The organism is Labrys sp. WJW, assembly GCF_001676615.1.
Classification (GTDB): domain Bacteria; phylum Pseudomonadota; class Alphaproteobacteria; order Rhizobiales; family Labraceae; genus Labrys; species Labrys sedimenti.
Genome location: NZ_LYXZ01000040.1, coordinates 138,760 through 154,470, shown reverse-complemented (window position 1 = coordinate 154,470; position 15,711 = coordinate 138,760). Strand labels below are relative to the sequence as shown.

Below are 15,711 nucleotides of genomic sequence, written 5' to 3'. Positions count from 1 at the left end.
ATTCCGATTGAAGGCCGTTGGGGCAAGAGCGAGGTCGCATGAACTATCCTGCCGGAACAGCCTATATCGATGGCGCCTTCGTGCCGATGTCGGAAGCCAAGATTTCGGTGCTCGACTGGGGCTTCCTGCATTCGGATGCGACCTATGACGTCGTGCATGTCTGGAAGGGCCGCTTCTTCCGTCTCGACAGCCATATCGAGCGCTTCGCGCGCTCGGCTGACAGGCTGCGCCTCACTTTACCGGTCTCGCCCGGCGGGTTGGCCCGGATCCTCGCCGAATGCGTCGCCCGCTCCGGCTTGGAGGATGCCTATGTCGAGATGGTGCTGACGCGCGGCACCTCGCCGACCTTCTCGCGCGATCTCCGCGAGGCCCGTAACCAGTTGATCTGCTTTGCCATTCCCTTCGGCTGGATCCTCAAGCCCGAACAGCGCGAGGCCGGGCTTTCGATCGTGCTGTCCGACATCCGCCGCATCCCGCCGGAGTCGGTCGATCCCACCGTCAAGAATTATCACTGGCTGGATTTCGTCATGGGCCTCTACGATGCCTATGACCGCGGCGCCCAGAGTGCCGTGCTGACGGATGCCGGGGGCAATCTTGCCGAAGGCCCCGGCTTCAACATCTTCACCGTCCGTCAGGGCCGGATCGCCACGCCGGACCGTGGCGTGCTGCGCGGCGTCACGCGCCAGACCGCCATCGACCTTGCCGCCGAGCTCGGCTTTCCGCTGGAGGAGAGGGTCGTGGCGGCAGCCGAGGCGCTGGCTGCCGACGAAGTCTTCGTCACCTCGACCGCCGGCGGCATCATGCCGGTGACGCGGATCAATGCCGCCGTCGTCGGGGAAGGGCGCATGGGACCGGTCACGAGGGCGCTGCTCGAGGCCTATTGGGCCAGGCACGAGGATCCTGCCTGGTCGACGGCGGTCGCGGACGTGGCGTCGGCAGACCCTGGTGCCGGCCGATGACGAAGCCTGGGATACTGCCGTGACGATCGAGCAGCAGGGGTGGGGCCCGATCACGGCTGGATATGGGGCTTCCCTGCGCAAGACCTTGCAGCACCGGGACGGGCAAGCCACCCTCGTCTGCATGGCCGATGGCCGCGAAGTGCTCGTCTACGATATCGCCTGGTGCCGGGATGCGGGCGATTGGTGGGAACATGTCACCTGCAACACATCACGCGAGTCGGTGCATCAGCAGCGGGAGGTTCATGTCTTCCACCTGTCCGACGTCGTGTGCCTGCGCGACGCCGAAACGGGTGAGCTTCTCCAGTCCCAGACACCGGATCCGGGTGCGCGATGATGGCCTGTCCCGACCCCGCGGCGAGGCGACCGGAGGGGGAGCACCCGCTCCGGACGTATCGCTTTTCGCTCCGCCTCGTCGAGGAACGCCACGGGCGGGGAACTTCGACGACGCCGGCGACGTCATGGTTGCCGCTCTGCGCGATGTCGCCGGGGGCGACGAGTGCCATGTGGTCGGCTTCGAATTCGACATCGGCCATGCCAATCCCTGGTTTCATGCCCTGGTTTTCTCGGTGGCCGGCCTATCGGAGCGGCTGCATCGGCGCTTTCTCGATCGCCTTGCCGCCATCGGCCTGCCGCCTGACGCCTGATGTCGCCGTGGCATTTTTTCTTGTCTCTTGGCAGGCAAGGCCCCTATGTGCATTCATGCTGTCATGCAGCATGACGATGCTGCGGGGCATTTCCCGCCTTTTCGACACTTTGTTCCAACGGCCTAGAGACTTCCCTCCATGTATGATTATGACATGCTCGTCATCGGCTCGGGCCCGTCCGGCCGGCGTGCCGCCGTACAATCGGCCAAGCTCGGCAAGTCGGTCCTGGTGGTGGAGAAGGGGCGGCGCGTCGGCGGCGTGTCGGTGCATACCGGGACGATTCCCTCCAAGACGCTGCGCGAGACGGTGCTCAACCTGTCGGGCTGGCGCGAGCGTGGCTTCTATGGCCGGGCCTATCGCGTCAAGCAGGATATCGGTGCCACCGACCTGATGGTGCGTCTGCAGAAGACGCTCGACCACGAGGTCGAGGTGCTGGAGCATCAGTTCAGCCGCAACACCGTACGCACGGCCCGCGGCGAGGCGCGCTTTCTCGGCCCGCACGAAATCGAGATCACCACCGAGACCGGAACCAAGAGCACGGTAACGGCCAACTACATCCTGATCGCCTGCGGCACGCGCCCCTTCCGCCCCGACTACGTGCCGTTCAATGCGGACAATGTCTTCGACAGCGACGAGATCATCGAGCTGCCCCGGTTGCCGCGCAGCCTCACCGTGATCGGCGCCGGGGTGATCGGCGTCGAATATGCCACCATCTTCAGCGCGCTCGACGTCGCCGTCACGCTGATCGAACCGCGCTCGAGCTTCCTCGATTTCATCGACAAGGAACTGATCGAGGAGTTCATGCACGAATTGCGGGACCGCAACGTCTCGCTGCGCCTGGGCTCTCCGGTGGTCTCGATCGAGCGCGAGGACAGCCGCGTCGTCACCAAGCTGGGGGACGGGCGCAGGGTGTCCTCGGAGATGCTGATGTTCGCCGCCGGGCGCGTCGGCAATACGGACAGGCTGAACCTCGATGCGGCCGGCCTGAAGACCGATCACCGGGGACGCATCGGCGTCACGCCCGCCACCCTGCAGACCGAGGTGCCGCATATCTATGCGGCCGGCGACGTCATCGGCTTTCCCAGCCTCGCCTCCACCTCGATGGAGCAGGGGCGGGTGGCCGCCTGCCACGCCTTCGGCCTCGATCCGCCGCCGCCGCCGGAATATTTCCCCTATGGCATCTATTCGGTACCGGAGATCTCCATCACGGGGCTGACGGAGGAGGAAGTGCGCCAGAAGGGTATTCCCTACGAAGTCGGCATTGCCCGGCTGCGCGAGACTTCGCGCGGCCACATCATGGGGCTCGACAGCGGCATCATGAAGATGATCTTCTCGACCAAGACGCGCCGCCTGCTCGGCGTGCACATATTGGGGGAGGGGGCGACCGAACTCATCCATATCGGCCAGGCCGTGCTCAACCTCAAAGGCACGATCGACTATTTCATCGAGAACACCTTCAACTATCCGACCCTCGCCGAGGCCTACAAGATCGCCGGCCTCGACGCCTGGAACCGGATGGGGCGATAGCGCAGCCCCGTCCGCACCCTGTCCCCATTTCGCGTAAAATCATAGGAGTTCGCCGTGTCCGCTGACCGCAAGCTCGTCGTCCTTCTCGACGTCGACAACACGCTGCTCGACAATGACCGCTTCGGCGACGACCTCGGCGACCATATCGAGGAGGCCTTCGGGGCCGACCAGCGCACGCGCTATTGGGCGATCTACGGCAAGATCCGCGACGAATACGGCTATGCCGACTATCTGGCCGCGCTCCAGCTCTTCCGCGCCGGGCTGGACGACGACCCCGACCTGCTGCAGATGTCGAAATTCCTCCTGGAATATCCCTTCGCCGAGCGCGTTTTTCCGAAGGCCCTGGAAGCCATCGCCCATCTCAAGAGCTTCAGTGCTCCCGCCGTTCTCTCCGATGGCGACATCGTGTTCCAGCCGCGCAAGGTGCAGCGCGCCGGCCTGTGGGATGCGGTGGAAGGTCGGGTGATGATCTATCTGCACAAGGAGCAGATGCTGGATTCCGTGCAGCGCCACTATCCGGCCGAGCATTACGCCATGGTGGACGACAAGCCCCGCCTGCTCGCCAAGATGAAGGCGGTGATGGGCGACAAGCTCACCACCATCTTCGTGCGCCAGGGCCACTACGCCCTGGAGGCGGATATGAGCACCATCGAGCCCAAGCCCGACGTCACCATCGAACGCATCGGCGATCTCCTGACGCTGGATCGGGCGGCTTTCGAGGCGTAAGGGGGGCGGGTGGCGCTTGCCGCGTCCCCGAGATCAGCTCCTGCGTGCGAAAAGCCGTTTCACCGAGCCGAGCAATCCCGCCGCCGCCAAGAAGATGAAAACAAAGAACTTCTTGCCGAAGGCCAGCAGCAGGGCGAGGAGACCGAGCTTCTTGGCCGCGGCAACGCCGAGCCCGGCGGCGACCACGCCAGCAAGACCATATTCGGCCTTGGCGTCGGCGGACGGCGAGAAATCTTCGTAGCGTGCACCGGACTTGTAGGTTGCGAGGCTGGCGAGGCTGGTCGCTGCCGCACTGACTTCGGGAAGGCTCGACATGGTCGAGATCATATTGAGGCTGAGGAGGCCACGGCGACCCAAGATGCGCACATCATAGTTGAGCGTGTTGTCGGTCTGGTTGCCGAAGTGCAGGTTCTGGGCCCAGATCAGCGTATGGCGCACTGGATCATAGGAGGGTGGCTGTGCCCAGCCGACGATATGTATCGGCTCATAGCCCTGCTTCGCGCGATCGGTGTTTTCCTGGTCTTCGCCCTCGCGTAATTGCTTGAGGACGGCATCATAGTCGGCCGTCTTGGAGTCTTCGTCAGAGACGTAGCCCTCCGGCTTGTAGGTGATGACCGCGCCCCATTGTGCGTCGGCGAAATTGGTTCCGTCCTTGAAGATCATTCCCAGGACATTATTTGCAGAACTGGGCGGGTTCTTCCAGGCGTCGACGATCACTTTCCTGGAATCTTCCGAATTGAGGAAGTAGTAGTCTTTTCCGAGCTGAAGAGTTGCCTCAGCAAGTGGAATTTGGACTGTGTCATATTTAGGTTTGAGGGATTTTTGAATAGCGATGAGTTGCTGAACCCGAGCCTCTTGCCCAGATGGTAAATCTTCGGAAAAGGAACTACTTATACTTAGGGTGGTAATGATAAGACTAAAAACGAAGGCTGTTGCAATTTTCATGTCACTTCCCCAGCGCCATTTTTGAGGTGCTTAGCATGAAGATTGGCGGCTCGGAAGTCGTTGTTTGCGTTTTCACCAATGGATAGTCATGCCGATCTTTGGTGATGAATCGGCAAGACTTGTTGCGGTGCGGCGCATGTGTCGTGGCGGCGGCCTTGCCGCTCTACCCGAGATGCTTGATTTGTCGCCTCAGCGCACCAGTTCGAGAATCTCGAGCGTGCTGCAGCAGGTCTGCGGCATTTCCAGCCTCAGCTTGCGCGGGCCGGCCTTGAACAGATAGGCTACCGCATCGGATTTGGGCGAGGCGCCGTAGGCGACCGGTGGGTCGTCACCATTGGCGTTGCCGCCCAGGAAGACGAAGCGGGTGTTGCTGACGCGGTAGAGAAAGCCGCTGACGCGCTGGGAGCCGTTGATCTTGGCGAAGAACAGCTTGCCGCCGCGTTCGCTGATCGCGCATTTGAAATAGGGATAGGCATAGACGCTGCCCTTGCCGTCATTGGCCTTCGAGCCATCGTCGAGCTGGGCGCTGCGGCAGCGCCAGGTGCCGACGAGTTCGCGCGTATTGGCGATCGGCCTGGGCTCGCCGGCGAGGATCTCTTCCAGGGCCATGCCGTCCGCGGTATGGCGGGCATTGGAGCCGAGCACCGCATCGATGGCGCTCCGGCGCGTCGCTTCGAAATTCATCAGGCGAGTGCGGTCGGCGTCCTCGATCGACACGGGCAGCAATGGCGTGGGATCGAAGTCGGAGGCGGCCAGGGCCGTGCCGGTGGCGGCTGCGAACCAGGCGAGAGCGGCGACGGCCCAATGACATCTCGTCATGATGGAACTTCCAATTGGCGGGATGTCCTGTTTGCACTAGTCCACGCGATCCTGGCAAGGCAGGCACGGCGTCATGGGTCATTGTCCGCGAACCAGCTGTCGGGAGATGAGAATCCAGGGTCTGAAGCACTTGCCGAGGAGCTCGGCTGCGGCGATAGAGAAAGCCGCGCTGGCAGTGGCGGGGCCTTGTTTGTGATCTTTCGGCTTTTTCTTGCGACGATCCTGCTTCTCTCGGCCTTCGCTTGCATGGCCGCGGCAGGCCGGGCGGAGGCACGCCAGGAGAGCCTGGACGAGGCGATCTGCCGCCTGATCGAGACCTCGGCGCGTGCCAACGACATTCCGCCCGAGCTCTTCACGCGCCTGATCTGGCGCGAAAGCAGTTTCCGGCCCGGCGTCACCTCGAGCGCCGGTGCCCAGGGCATCGCCCAGTTCATGCCGGGCACGGCAGCCGAATGGAAGCTCGACGATCCCTTCGATCCCGAAAAGGCGATACCGGCCTCCGCCGCCTATCTCACCGCCTTGAAGAACCAGTTCGGCAATTGGGGGCTGGCGCTCGCGGCCTACAATGCCGGACCCAAGCGCCTGTCGGACTGGTTCTCGCGGCAGCGCTATCTGCCGGCGGAAACCGAGGCCTATGTCCGCTTCATCACCCATCGCAGCGTCTATGACTGGGCTTCGGACGACGGTCTCAAGCGGAGGGAGGAACCAGCCAGGCCGGTCAATTGCCTCGCTGTGGTCACTGCCGTGCGCAAGGAGGCGCCACGCCTGATCGAGGGCCCCTATGCGCCCTTCGGCGTGCAGCTCTCCGGCAATTTCTCCAAGGCCATCGCCATCGCCTCCTATGAGCGGGCGGTCAAGCGCTTCCCGGCCATCCTGTCGGGCCGGGAGACGCTGATCATCGGCACGCGCATGGCCGGGCGCGGCCGGCGGGCCTTCTACCGTGTCCGGCTGCCGGCCCGTACCATGCGCGAGGCGGGCCTCATCTGCGACAAGCTGCACCGGGCCGGTGGCAGCTGCGCAGTGCTGCGCAATTGAGTCCGGTGCCGACCGGCCAAAGAAAAAGCCGGATGCGGGGGCACCCGGCAGTTGGGTCGTTGGGTCGGGCCACAAAGCCCGAAGAAACTACGAGTGCGTCAACAGCTCGAAGTCACGCGGGCGGGCCCGCTCGAATGCCAGGAACGGTCTCAAGGCATCCGACTGCGAACTGAACCGGCCGGCCGGGATTTGGTTCCGTGCTTCGAGTGAAAAATTTTTGAGGCTGCCGCGAGTGTGCTGCGCAGAACCTCGGGTGGGCGTCTCCGGGGCTGTCGATATCAAGAACATATTATGAACAAAATGCTCGACAGCCACGGTGCCCTCGCCTAATTTTCCGGTCTCGATTCCGGAGCCGTCCAGTGGTTTGCCGGCAGTGGCGGGAACCGGGCCGGGCGGGCTCGTGCATCGTCACGGTGGAGCGAGATACCAGCCGATTTCAGTTTTCCGAACAGGGAGATCCGCCAATGACGTCGCAAGCCAGCAAATCCGAACAGGCTTTGCCGGAGGATCTGGAGGCGGACGTGGAGCGCGTCATCGCCGATTGCGACGGCGATGCGCGCATGGCCGTGCGCGTCCTGCTGGTCGCCAACAGCCACGCCATGGCCGAGATCGCTGCGATCGAGGCCGAGATGGCCAAGCTCCTGGCCGACGTCTCGCGCGGCTATGCCCGGGGCCACTGGGAGTGGCTGCTGGAACGAGCCGAGATCGGCATTCCCTATTCCCGCGGATAACCGAACGGAAGCTGGTGCAACCCGGTCCCCCGCTCAATCCTGGCAGGAAAAGAAAAAGCCCGCTTGCGCGGGCTGGGAGGTTAGACGAGAGAGAGACGAGCTGGAAAGACGCGAACAACACGGCAGGGAGGGGATCTGTTCGGAGATTGCCGCGCCGTTCGCAGAATCAACTTAGCCGCTGCGCTATGTTCGCGCACACCGGCAAATTTGACGGACATTGAAAGAGACCCGCATGTCGCGGCCGCCGGGCTGCCCGGCGTTGCCCAACCCTGCAGGATCGCTTGCCTCGCTCCAGTCCACTGGCTTATGACGACCGGCATATCCGGTCCGGACGCTGCATCCGGGAGCCGGCTCCCGGCACTCCGCCGGGTCGGCAGCCCAAACGGCTGGCCGGGATTTCTGCAATGATGTGAAATGGATAATGAGCTACCTCGATAATTTCATCAATCGCATGACGGCCCAGCGCAACTGCCTCGACCTCGCCGTCGAACTCGTCCGGGGCGTCGAGGGGCCGGTGCTCGAATTCGGTCTCGGCCATGGCCGGACCTATGACCATTTGCGCCAGAACTTCCCCGATCGGGACATCTATGCCTTCGACATCAGGGTGAGCCCCAATGTCTTCGTGCGCCCGGCGGACGAACTGCTCTTCCTCGGCGATATCGCCGACACCATCCGCACCGCCGCCGAGCGCCTGCCGCGCAAGGCCGCGCTGGCCCATTCCGACCTTGGCCTCAAGGACAGGCAGGGCGCCGTGCCGATCGTGGCCGACATCATCGCCTATCTGCCCGGTTTGATGGCGAAGGGCGGCTTTTATGTCTCCAATGTCGACATCGCCCTGGTGGACGGCGAGGTGCCGCCCGCCTTCCGGCGCCGGGACTTTCCGCAGGTGACGGGCGACCAATATCACATCTACGAGATCGTCTGAGAGCGGGGCGGCCGGCGCATGCCGCCGTGGCGGGCCCCTTGGGAAAGCGACCGTGAGCGACAGAGTCGAGGAGATCCGGGGCGTCCGGGTGCTGGTCTGCGCCGAGGAGGGCGAGAAGCTCGCCGGCGAAGGCGATATCAACGATTTTCTCGGCAAGGCCTGGGAGCTGGAAGCGACGATGGCGGCGATCCCCGTCGCCCGGCTCGCCGACGATTTCTTCCGCCTGCGCACGCGGCTCGCCGGCGCCGTGGTGCAGAAATTCGTCAATCACCGCCTGCGTCTCGCCGTGATCGGCGACATCTCGGCCTGGATCGCCGAGAGCGACGCTCTGCGCGATTTCGTCCGTGAAGCCAATCGCGGCCGGGACATCTGGTTCGCTGCCGACCTGGCGGAACTGCGCAGCCGGCTATAGTCCCCCGGGAAGGGGCGGGGCGGGCGTTTCCCGCCGCTATGCTGGTTGGCGCGGGACCCCCAAGTGAAAGTTACGGGCGGAGTCGCAGCAGGCGCCGCAGACAACGGTTACGCCAGCCTGCGCTTCGGCTTCATCGCCCCAGACATAGTTGGCCTTCGCCAGGCGAGCCTCGCAGGCATCGCACCAGGCATCGGATCTGGGATTCACCGGATCGTCGCCGAACCAGAAGCCGACACGATAGCCGTCTCGGGCACCGTGGACGATGTGCTGGCAGAGGAAGGCCGCCGGCTGCCGGCCGTGGATGCGGCAGTGAATTGTTCTGTCGCGTGGATCCACGATCGGCCTCGGCGGCTCCTGGCGATAGCCAACGATATGTTGGCCGTTCCGACGTGACAATCGCGTCGGGCACCCGCCCGCCGCCTGATTTCACCGGCTTTGCGGTGAAGGTGCTCGATACCGCCGCAACCTTTTCCGGGAAGCCGGCGCAATCGCCTTGAAGGAGAATGGCCAGCCTGCCGAGACCGCCGGCGCCGACTTCGGGATGACGATTGCCTGGAAAGCGGAACACCCAATGCTCGAATTGCGTGAGACCCACATCGAAAGGTCAGTCGCACCGCGCAAATATTAGTGCGTTCACCCAAAACAAAGACATCATACGACAGCATGTGTAAGATAGTGACAGTATCTGGATATTATATTTTCTATTGGATCTGGATTCTAGAGAATTCCCGATTTTTCTGACGGAAATCTGTCAAATCAAAGTAAAAATGTCTCGACTATCGCCAAAATTCTAGGGCAAAATATAGTGATTAATAATCACTGTCGCAGTGAATAGTGGGGGGCGAACTTGAGACTCGTTTTGGCAGTTGCCTTAGCCGTTTTGTTTCCATCAGCCGCGTTGGCTGCCGATCTCGTGCCCTCACCGGCGGAGACAATTGCCCCGGTGGTGCCCGGCTATAGCTGGACCGGCTTTTATGCGGGCCTCCATGCGGGATATGGCTGGGGCAGGCAAGATGTCGACCAGAATGATCTGATTGCTCGAAATGGAGCAATCATAGACGGAACGGCGCTCGAGTGCCCGACTGGTCAGACTTTTCTTGTCCTTATTGGGGCATGCGTGGCTACAGACGAAAAGTTCATGCCGAATAAGTTTGATGTGAAGGGTTTTGTTGGCGGCGCGCATGCTGGCTACAATTACCAGTTCGCCGATAGCGCGCTTGTGGTCGGTGTCGAGGGTGACGTGGATTATGCGGGCATTAAAGGCCACGCCAGCGGGTTAGCTGGCGTGCATGCGACATCCTCCATAGGTCTGACGGGTTTCGCGCAGCGTCGTCTTGATTTGAAGAGTGAATGGCAAGGTTCAGCCCGTCTGCGTGCCGGCTATGCACTTGATAATATCTTGCTCTACGCGACTGGCGGCATTGCCATCGCTGAAGCCAAATTGATCAATAACACCGGGCTGTTTTCCCTGGGCGGATTTCCTGTCGCAGGTCTTTCTGCCAGAACCTCTTCGAGCAAGGTCCATATTGGTTGGACGGCCGGCCTGGGTGCAGAATATGCCATCACCGCAAACTGGTTGCTGCGAGCCGAGGTCCGCTATACCGCCTTCCAGGCAAGATCCTATGGAACCAGTTATATTGCGGCTAGTGATACTGTGATCGACAAGCCTGTGAAGATTGGATGGAATCAAGTCAGCAGTACGCTTGGTCTCAGCTATAAATTCTGATCTTTCGATAAATCCGAGTACAACGAGACTCGGTTGCCTGCAGAGGAGTGGCCGAGTCCAGTTCGCGGTGGCTGCGGGTTTAGATTGGCCTCATGACCGCAGGACGATTTGAGTGGCTTCACCGCCGCCTGCCGCTTTGCTCGCGACGAGCGCGCGATTCGCATCGGACAGACCGGAACCTAGTCGGTGAAGTTGAAGCCACGACCACGGATTGCATGCAGGGGCAAATGCATATTGGCCTTTTTGGCTCTTTGCCGGAGGCGGCCTACGATGGTGTCGAGGTTTGCATAGTCAAAGTCATAGACGTCCGCGCCCATGGCTTCGACGAGCGCTTTCCGCTCGACGGTGTGCCCGCGTTCACGGAACAAGCGTCCCAGGAGACGCTGCTCGGCGGTCGTCAGGCGCAGGCGGTGACCCCTGCCGTCGGTGAGCGTCCAGCCTCCTTCCTCCAAAGCCCATTGCGGCAATTGAGGGAAAGTCGGCGTCTGGTAATGTCTGTCGAGGCGGCTGTTGAGCGCCGCCACCGTGGCAGCAAGTTCCCGAACATCGATGGGTTTGGCCAGGCAGACATCTGCACCTTTCTGAAGGGCCACGATTCTGTCTTCTACGGCATCTCGTTCCGTCGCCAGGATGATGCCGATCGACTGGGAGACCCGCAAATGCGCCGCTATGGACAGACCGTCTTCATCCTCGAGGCCAATGTCGAGGACCACGATTTCCGATGGCTTGGCGGCATAAGCCCGGTACAAGGCTGCGGCACTGGGAAACCCGTGTGCGTTCACGCCTAGCCTCGATAATCCTGCAACCATTTCTTCGCGAAAACCCGCGTCGTCGTCGACAAGATAGACGAGCGGGGCGCTTACAACATTGCCCCGTTCAGCCTCATTCCCGAACATCTCATAGCCCCAAAGCATTAGATCCAGCGCATCAAAGCTACCCCATTTGGCATATTGTCTGAAGATAGGAAAGTGCTGAAAGTTCCAGCTATCTGCCAATTGCGCTGGCATGTCGCACATTGGTCCGCATCGACAATGCTGATCGTTTTTGAGCCTGCCTGCGTGAAGGAGGCCATTCAGCTCTATTCTGGGGTAGGCTCTAGGCCGCTCAATTCATTCACTTCAAGAGCTGGAGCTGCAAGGCCTCTGAGGTCTTGTCCGTGTCCATAAAAGAAAGCACGGCGTTTTCACGTCGCGCAAGGCCACATGCTGGAAAATTACCTTGAAAATCTCTTTATATATTGTATAATGAATTAAAAATTTATATTTTTGCATGACACGTGCTTGATATATTAATTTAATATTTGAAATATATCGAATATTATATGATTTTTACATAAATAGATACTCTCGTTAAGCTTATTCGCCGTCAGCACTGTTGAGGCAGTTTTTTGGGGGGCGAGGGGAGGATTTCCGAATCATCGCAGCCATTCGGGAGCGCGGATGAGATAGAAATCCGTGCCGTAAAATGTTGCGGCAGAGCAGATTGTGAAGGACACTCGGCAAGCAACCCGCCGGCAGTTTCCTGCTGAGGAGGAGATCCGCATCGTGCTGGAAGGTGCGTGCGGCGAGGAGCGTATCGCCGAGCTATGTCGGCGCGAGGACATCGCCTCTGGGATGCGTTCTTATTGCTTCATCATCGATTAGATGAATAGCTTGCTGGTTTGCGCATGGCGCTGGCTTAAGGCACCCGATTCCGCGATCTCTACCGGCCCTTGAACGATCGCCCGGAAAGCGGAACGCCAATGTTCGAGTTGCGTGAGACCTATATCGCAAGGTCGGCTGCACCGCGCAAAGAATAATGTGCCCCCAAAAATGAGACATTATGCGACAGAAATTGTAAGTTAGTGACAGTATTCGGATGTTAAATCTTTTACAGAGCTTGGAGTTCGACGAATTTCCGGGATTTGTGGCGAGAAATTGTCAAAAATTAGAAAAAGATCTCGACTATCACTAAAATTCTAGGTCAACATATAGTGACTAATGATGACTGTCGCAGTGAATAGTGGGGGGATTCGATCTTGAGACTCGTTTCGGCAGTTGCCTTGGCCGTTCTGCTTCCATCCGCTGCGTCAGCGGCAGATCTCCCAATGCTCAAATCGAGTGAGCCGCTACCTCCCGACTGCGTCACTAACTGGACCGGATTTTATCTAGGAGTTCACAGCGGCTTTGCCTTTGGCACGGCCGATTGGTCGCATATAAACGGCCAATTCAATGAAGGAGATGGAAAGGCCAGCGGTTTGCACGAAGGGCTCCTTTTCGGGCTTCAGGGAGGCTATAATTATCAGATCGGCCGGTTCTTGCTCGGTGTGGAGGGCGATGCATCCGCCAGTCTGTTCGACAGTAAGGCAAATATTGGTGGTCGCAATGCGACTGCGCGGTCGACAGATTACGGTCGTACAAGAACAGACGCGCTGGCGAGCTTGTCAGCCCGATTCGGTTATACCTTTGGTCCAGCTTTGCTTTATACCAAGTTAGGTGCGGCCTATGCACATGATCGTTATTCGACCGGGCCTCTTAATATCTACTACGATCAGACAATAAATACGGCTTCAGAAAATCGATTTGGATGGGTAGGTGGCCTGGGTGTTGAGTATGCTCTAGGCCAGAATTGGTCGGCCAAGTTGGAGTATGACTACTATTTTCTTGGGGACCGAAACATCAGGTTGTCTGGTAGCCCTGGTACCCCGGGCTCTGAAGCGACAGCGAAGCTTAGGCGCGATGACCAGATGGTTAAATTTGGCCTAAACTATAACTTCGGTGGCAGGTTGGAGCCATGTTGCTCTATAGCTCCTGATTTTTCTGGAGAGTTTGGCGTACGCGCTGGTTTGGCTACCAATACATTCCAAAAGAACTTATATTACCCGGGCTCCCCTCATTTGCTCACCTCCCGGATAAAATATTCGAATACTCTTGGCGCATTTAGCGAGGTATTTGGTAATATCAACTTCAAGAACGGTGTATTTGCGAGGGCATACTTTAACGGAATCGACATTTTTTCTGGACAGCGCCGCAATGAGGATTTTATCGATACGCCATTTAGCTTTAGTTCTGGCTTCTACTCCAATACCGATGCCGATGTGAGATCTAGCCGTGGCGTGCAGGGGGCGGTCGATGTCGGCTATGTAGCCTTCAAAGGTGACAATTGGGATCTTGGCGGATATCTGGGTTACGAACTATATCAGCGCCGTCTTAATGGCATGGGTTGTACCCAGATCGGAAATGGCAGGAGTTGTTTAGAGCCGTGGCCATCAGACAAGTTGGTGCATACTCAAAGTGAAGTTTGGCATGGTGCGCGCGTCGGAATTAAAGGCGACTATCAGATATCTGATGCAATCGGATTATCCGCTTCGGCCAGTTATCTTCCCTATGTCATGTTTGAAGGGCGCGACAATCACTGGTCGCGAAGCGATATTAACTCTATGAGGGAACATGCCGATCCCGGTCAGGGCCTGGAGCTTGAGGGCGTGGTTTCCTATGCCATTACTACCCATGTGAGCGTGGGTGTTGGCGGCCGATATACATGGCTAAAAAGCGGCGATGGCTATACGAAGTTTCCAGGCGCTGATGCTAGATCGGCCGAGAAATTCCGCTCGCAACAACTGGGTGGATTCCTGCAGCTGTCTTATCGGTTTGGCGATCTTGCGAGGAAGTAGAGCGCGTCCTGCGATCGATGAATCGATTGTGACGTGACAGAGGGTTTGTGAGCCGATTCAACATCTCCCGCGCGGGAGATGTTGATAATGGAAAAGCAATGAGCGGAGATTCGCGGCCACGTGTTTTGAAGGCTTCTGCAGAATGCTGTCGGCACGCCAGGCTGCTGCGCGGTTCGACATAGGTGTTTCGAGTGCGATCCGCTGGATCGCACGAGCGAAAGTCGGCGAACTGACGCCTCGGCGGCCGAGTCGTAACCGCTCCTCCAGCCTCGATGGGCATGAAGCCTTCATCGTCGGCCTGATCAAGGAACGCAAGGACACCACACTCAACGAGATGGTGCAGCGGCTGGACATTGGATTGCGGTGACAGTGCTGATTGCGATGACAGTGCATTTGTTCACGTCACCAATCCCGTCTCGAGCAGGTCTCTCGAAAGATCGCCTGCTTCCAAACCAAGAATACCAACGATTTCAGGGATAAATGGCGGAGAGGGAGGGACTGGCCCTTCAGCGCACATAAATCTTTATATTTCAGTATCTTAGGCTGTGATTAGCGTGAGTGGCTTGTACCACCATCACGTGCCAGTGTCTACTATCTGGACGGGCTTGCAACGCAGTAAGCGCTAACAGGGTGGAAGACGCTCAGGCCACGGAACGTTACCGATGCGAATGCTTCACGAGCCGCCCGGCAATTCCAATGATCATAGCAGGATTGTCCGAGCGAGTTTCGGCGATGGTCGCAGACTTCGGACTCTGCAAGGCCCCTCCGCTCCGATAACCACTTCATAAGTAGGCATTCCATTTTCTGGAGTGCCGCTATGCGCAAATAGCCGAATTCGCAGTGTCAGGTACCGCAGAGCACCCACGGTAACGGTTGTCGCGACGATGGTGTGCAGCCGGCCTGGGGGGTCCGGTTGGGGTGGGTCCCGCATATCGCTTCCTACGAAATAAGATATGCACGGATACCGACCTAGAATTATGTCCGGTAGAGCTAATGATCGAAAGCCATTAAGACCGTAGAGGAATACACCATGGCAATATGCAATCTTTGCTATTGCCCTTGCAAAGGTGGTGAGATTTGGCATTGGCGTTCGATCTTCGATGCCGCCAATCTGCCCCTTCTGAAGACCAATTTTTTCGCCAATGGAGGGAGGGAACCACCAGAAGACGTGTGCTTTTGCGGGAGGAAATTCCGATGAAAGAGGAGCACCCCGCATCAATCCCGGTGGTGGCCAGACCGGCATGTGCAGGAAATAGGGATGATCAGGCGGTGCTAGGTCAAGCTGGGCAGAGCCGTTCGGAAGTTCCACAAATGCCGGTAATGTACTTGGGTGTCCGCGCCGGGATTGGACTTTTGCATGGACCCTTAGATGCTTATAGGTTGCGTTTGCAAGATAGCCGTCAAGATAGCTGGTAATTCCCTCGCAGTCACGGCAGCTAGCGTTTGTGAGTTCGGTGTTTCCACCGAGCGAGTAAGGGACGATGTGCTCACTTTTGAGCCCGTCTGCTCCTCCACTGCTCCCGCAATATATGCAAACTCCCCCTCCCTGTACTGGTACCTTGAGGCCTTGAATGTTTTGAGAGGACATATGATGTGCCATTCCACACAGA

At 59.1% G+C, this 15,711-nt stretch carries 16 protein-coding genes and 1 pseudogene; 13 read left to right on the top strand and 4 right to left on the bottom strand.

The features are described 5' to 3' along the window. Window positions 1-38: 38 nt before the first annotated feature. From BA190_RS24145 to BA190_RS24125, 5 genes are all read left to right on the top strand, one after another. Window positions 39-959, top strand: coding sequence for an aminotransferase class IV (locus BA190_RS24145; protein ID WP_068293504.1), 921 nt, complete (start codon window positions 39-41; stop codon window positions 957-959). Beyond that, a complete protein-coding gene (locus tag BA190_RS24140) occupies window positions 946-1,293 on the top strand; it encodes a hypothetical protein (protein ID WP_068293500.1) in 348 nt (115 codons plus the stop codon). Before BA190_RS24145 ends, BA190_RS24140 begins: the two co-directional genes overlap by 14 nt. Window positions 1,294-1,417: 124 nt before the next feature. Beyond that, the gene (locus BA190_RS24135) at window positions 1,418-1,603 is read left to right on the top strand and encodes a hypothetical protein (protein WP_068293497.1); all 186 of its coding nucleotides are present in this window, start codon (window positions 1,418-1,420) and stop codon (window positions 1,601-1,603) included. Between the two features lie 138 nt (window positions 1,604-1,741). Further along, window positions 1,742-3,130, top strand: coding sequence for a Si-specific NAD(P)(+) transhydrogenase (gene sthA / locus BA190_RS24130; protein ID WP_068293492.1), 1,389 nt, complete (start codon window positions 1,742-1,744; stop codon window positions 3,128-3,130). 54 nt (window positions 3,131-3,184) lie between these two features. Further along, window positions 3,185-3,856 carry an HAD family hydrolase gene (locus BA190_RS24125; protein WP_068293489.1) on the top strand — a complete coding sequence of 224 codons (672 nt, stop codon included), beginning with the start codon at window positions 3,185-3,187 and terminating at the stop codon, window positions 3,854-3,856. Between the two features lie 33 nt (window positions 3,857-3,889). Here BA190_RS24125 and BA190_RS24120 read toward each other — a convergent pair whose 3' ends face one another. Both BA190_RS24120 and BA190_RS24115 read right to left on the bottom strand, forming a co-directional pair. Next, a complete protein-coding gene (locus BA190_RS24120) occupies window positions 3,890-4,801 on the bottom strand; it encodes a DUF2167 domain-containing protein (RefSeq protein WP_068293487.1) in 912 nt (303 codons plus the stop codon). 189 nt (window positions 4,802-4,990) lie between these two features. After that, a complete protein-coding gene (locus tag BA190_RS24115) occupies window positions 4,991-5,620 on the bottom strand; it encodes a DUF4893 domain-containing protein (RefSeq protein WP_068293484.1) in 630 nt (209 codons plus the stop codon). A 246-nt stretch (window positions 5,621-5,866) separates the two neighbouring features. Here BA190_RS24115 and BA190_RS24110 point away from each other — a divergent pair, with 246 nt between their 5' ends. The 6 genes from BA190_RS24110 (at window position 5,867) to BA190_RS24085 (ending at window position 10,449) form a co-directional block, all read left to right on the top strand. Then, entirely contained in the window at window positions 5,867-6,655 is a 789-nt protein-coding gene (locus BA190_RS24110; protein WP_082980011.1) for a lytic transglycosylase domain-containing protein, read from the top strand. A 464-nt stretch (window positions 6,656-7,119) separates the two neighbouring features. Continuing rightward, complete coding sequence (locus tag BA190_RS24105) at window positions 7,120-7,386, top strand: hypothetical protein (protein WP_068293481.1); 267 nt, start codon at window positions 7,120-7,122, stop codon at window positions 7,384-7,386. Between the two features lie 421 nt (window positions 7,387-7,807). Next, entirely contained in the window at window positions 7,808-8,311 is a 504-nt protein-coding gene (locus tag BA190_RS24100; RefSeq protein WP_068293477.1) for a class I SAM-dependent methyltransferase, read from the top strand. Between the two features lie 52 nt (window positions 8,312-8,363). Then, window positions 8,364-8,723 carry a DUF4180 domain-containing protein gene (locus BA190_RS24095; protein ID WP_068293474.1) on the top strand — a complete coding sequence of 120 codons (360 nt, stop codon included), beginning with the start codon at window positions 8,364-8,366 and terminating at the stop codon, window positions 8,721-8,723. Window positions 8,724-8,786: 63 nt separating this feature from the next. Next, complete coding sequence (locus BA190_RS24090) at window positions 8,787-9,116, top strand: hypothetical protein (protein WP_156771682.1); 330 nt, start codon at window positions 8,787-8,789, stop codon at window positions 9,114-9,116. Between the two features lie 454 nt (window positions 9,117-9,570). Beyond that, a complete protein-coding gene (locus BA190_RS24085) occupies window positions 9,571-10,449 on the top strand; it encodes an outer membrane protein (RefSeq protein WP_082980005.1) in 879 nt (292 codons plus the stop codon). Window positions 10,450-10,628: 179 nt separating this feature from the next. Here the strand turns inward: BA190_RS24085 and BA190_RS24080 are convergent, their stop codons facing one another. Next, window positions 10,629-11,456, bottom strand: coding sequence for a response regulator transcription factor (locus tag BA190_RS24080; RefSeq protein WP_245314936.1), 828 nt, complete (start codon window positions 11,454-11,456; stop codon window positions 10,629-10,631). A gap of 1,010 nt (window positions 11,457-12,466) precedes the next feature. Here BA190_RS24080 and BA190_RS35460 point away from each other — a divergent pair. Beyond that, window positions 12,467-14,101, top strand: a complete 1,635-nt coding sequence (locus BA190_RS35460; protein WP_162275200.1) for an outer membrane beta-barrel protein — start codon at window positions 12,467-12,469, stop codon at window positions 14,099-14,101. A 98-nt stretch (window positions 14,102-14,199) separates the two neighbouring features. Next, window positions 14,200-14,456 (top strand): annotated as a pseudogene (locus BA190_RS24070) (IS630 family transposase); the annotation flags it as partial. Window positions 14,457-14,801: 345 nt separating this feature from the next. Here BA190_RS24070 and BA190_RS37255 read toward each other — a convergent pair. Continuing rightward, the gene (locus BA190_RS37255; RefSeq protein WP_162275198.1) at window positions 14,802-15,689 is read right to left on the bottom strand and encodes an HNH endonuclease; all 888 of its coding nucleotides are present in this window, start codon (window positions 15,687-15,689) and stop codon (window positions 14,802-14,804) included. Window positions 15,690-15,711: the final 22 nt, after the last annotated feature.

What these genes read in the sequence shown, in the direction of transcription:
- BA190_RS24110 (WP_082980011.1), top strand. Translation starts at nt 5,867, where the DNA reads ATGGCCGCGGCAGGCCGGGCGGAGGCACGCCAGGAGAGCCTGGACGAG.
- BA190_RS24105 (WP_068293481.1), top strand. Translation starts at nt 7,120, where the DNA reads ATGACGTCGCAAGCCAGCAAATCCGAACAGGCTTTGCCGGAGGATCTG.
- BA190_RS24080 (WP_245314936.1), bottom strand. Translation starts at nt 11,456, where the DNA reads ATGCCAGCGCAATTGGCAGATAGCTGGAACTTTCAGCACTTTCCTATC.
- BA190_RS37255 (WP_162275198.1), bottom strand. Translation starts at nt 15,689, where the DNA reads ATGTCCTCTCAAAACATTCAAGGCCTCAAGGTACCAGTACAGGGAGGG.
- BA190_RS24115 (WP_068293484.1), bottom strand. Translation starts at nt 5,620, where the DNA reads ATGACGAGATGTCATTGGGCCGTCGCCGCTCTCGCCTGGTTCGCAGCC.
- BA190_RS24120 (WP_068293487.1), bottom strand. Translation starts at nt 4,801, where the DNA reads ATGAAAATTGCAACAGCCTTCGTTTTTAGTCTTATCATTACCACCCTA.
- sthA (WP_068293492.1), top strand. Translation starts at nt 1,742, where the DNA reads ATGTATGATTATGACATGCTCGTCATCGGCTCGGGCCCGTCCGGCCGG.
- BA190_RS24145 (WP_068293504.1), top strand. Translation starts at nt 39, where the DNA reads ATGAACTATCCTGCCGGAACAGCCTATATCGATGGCGCCTTCGTGCCG.
- BA190_RS24100 (WP_068293477.1), top strand. Translation starts at nt 7,808, where the DNA reads ATGAGCTACCTCGATAATTTCATCAATCGCATGACGGCCCAGCGCAAC.
- BA190_RS24135 (WP_068293497.1), top strand. Translation starts at nt 1,418, where the DNA reads ATGGTTGCCGCTCTGCGCGATGTCGCCGGGGGCGACGAGTGCCATGTG.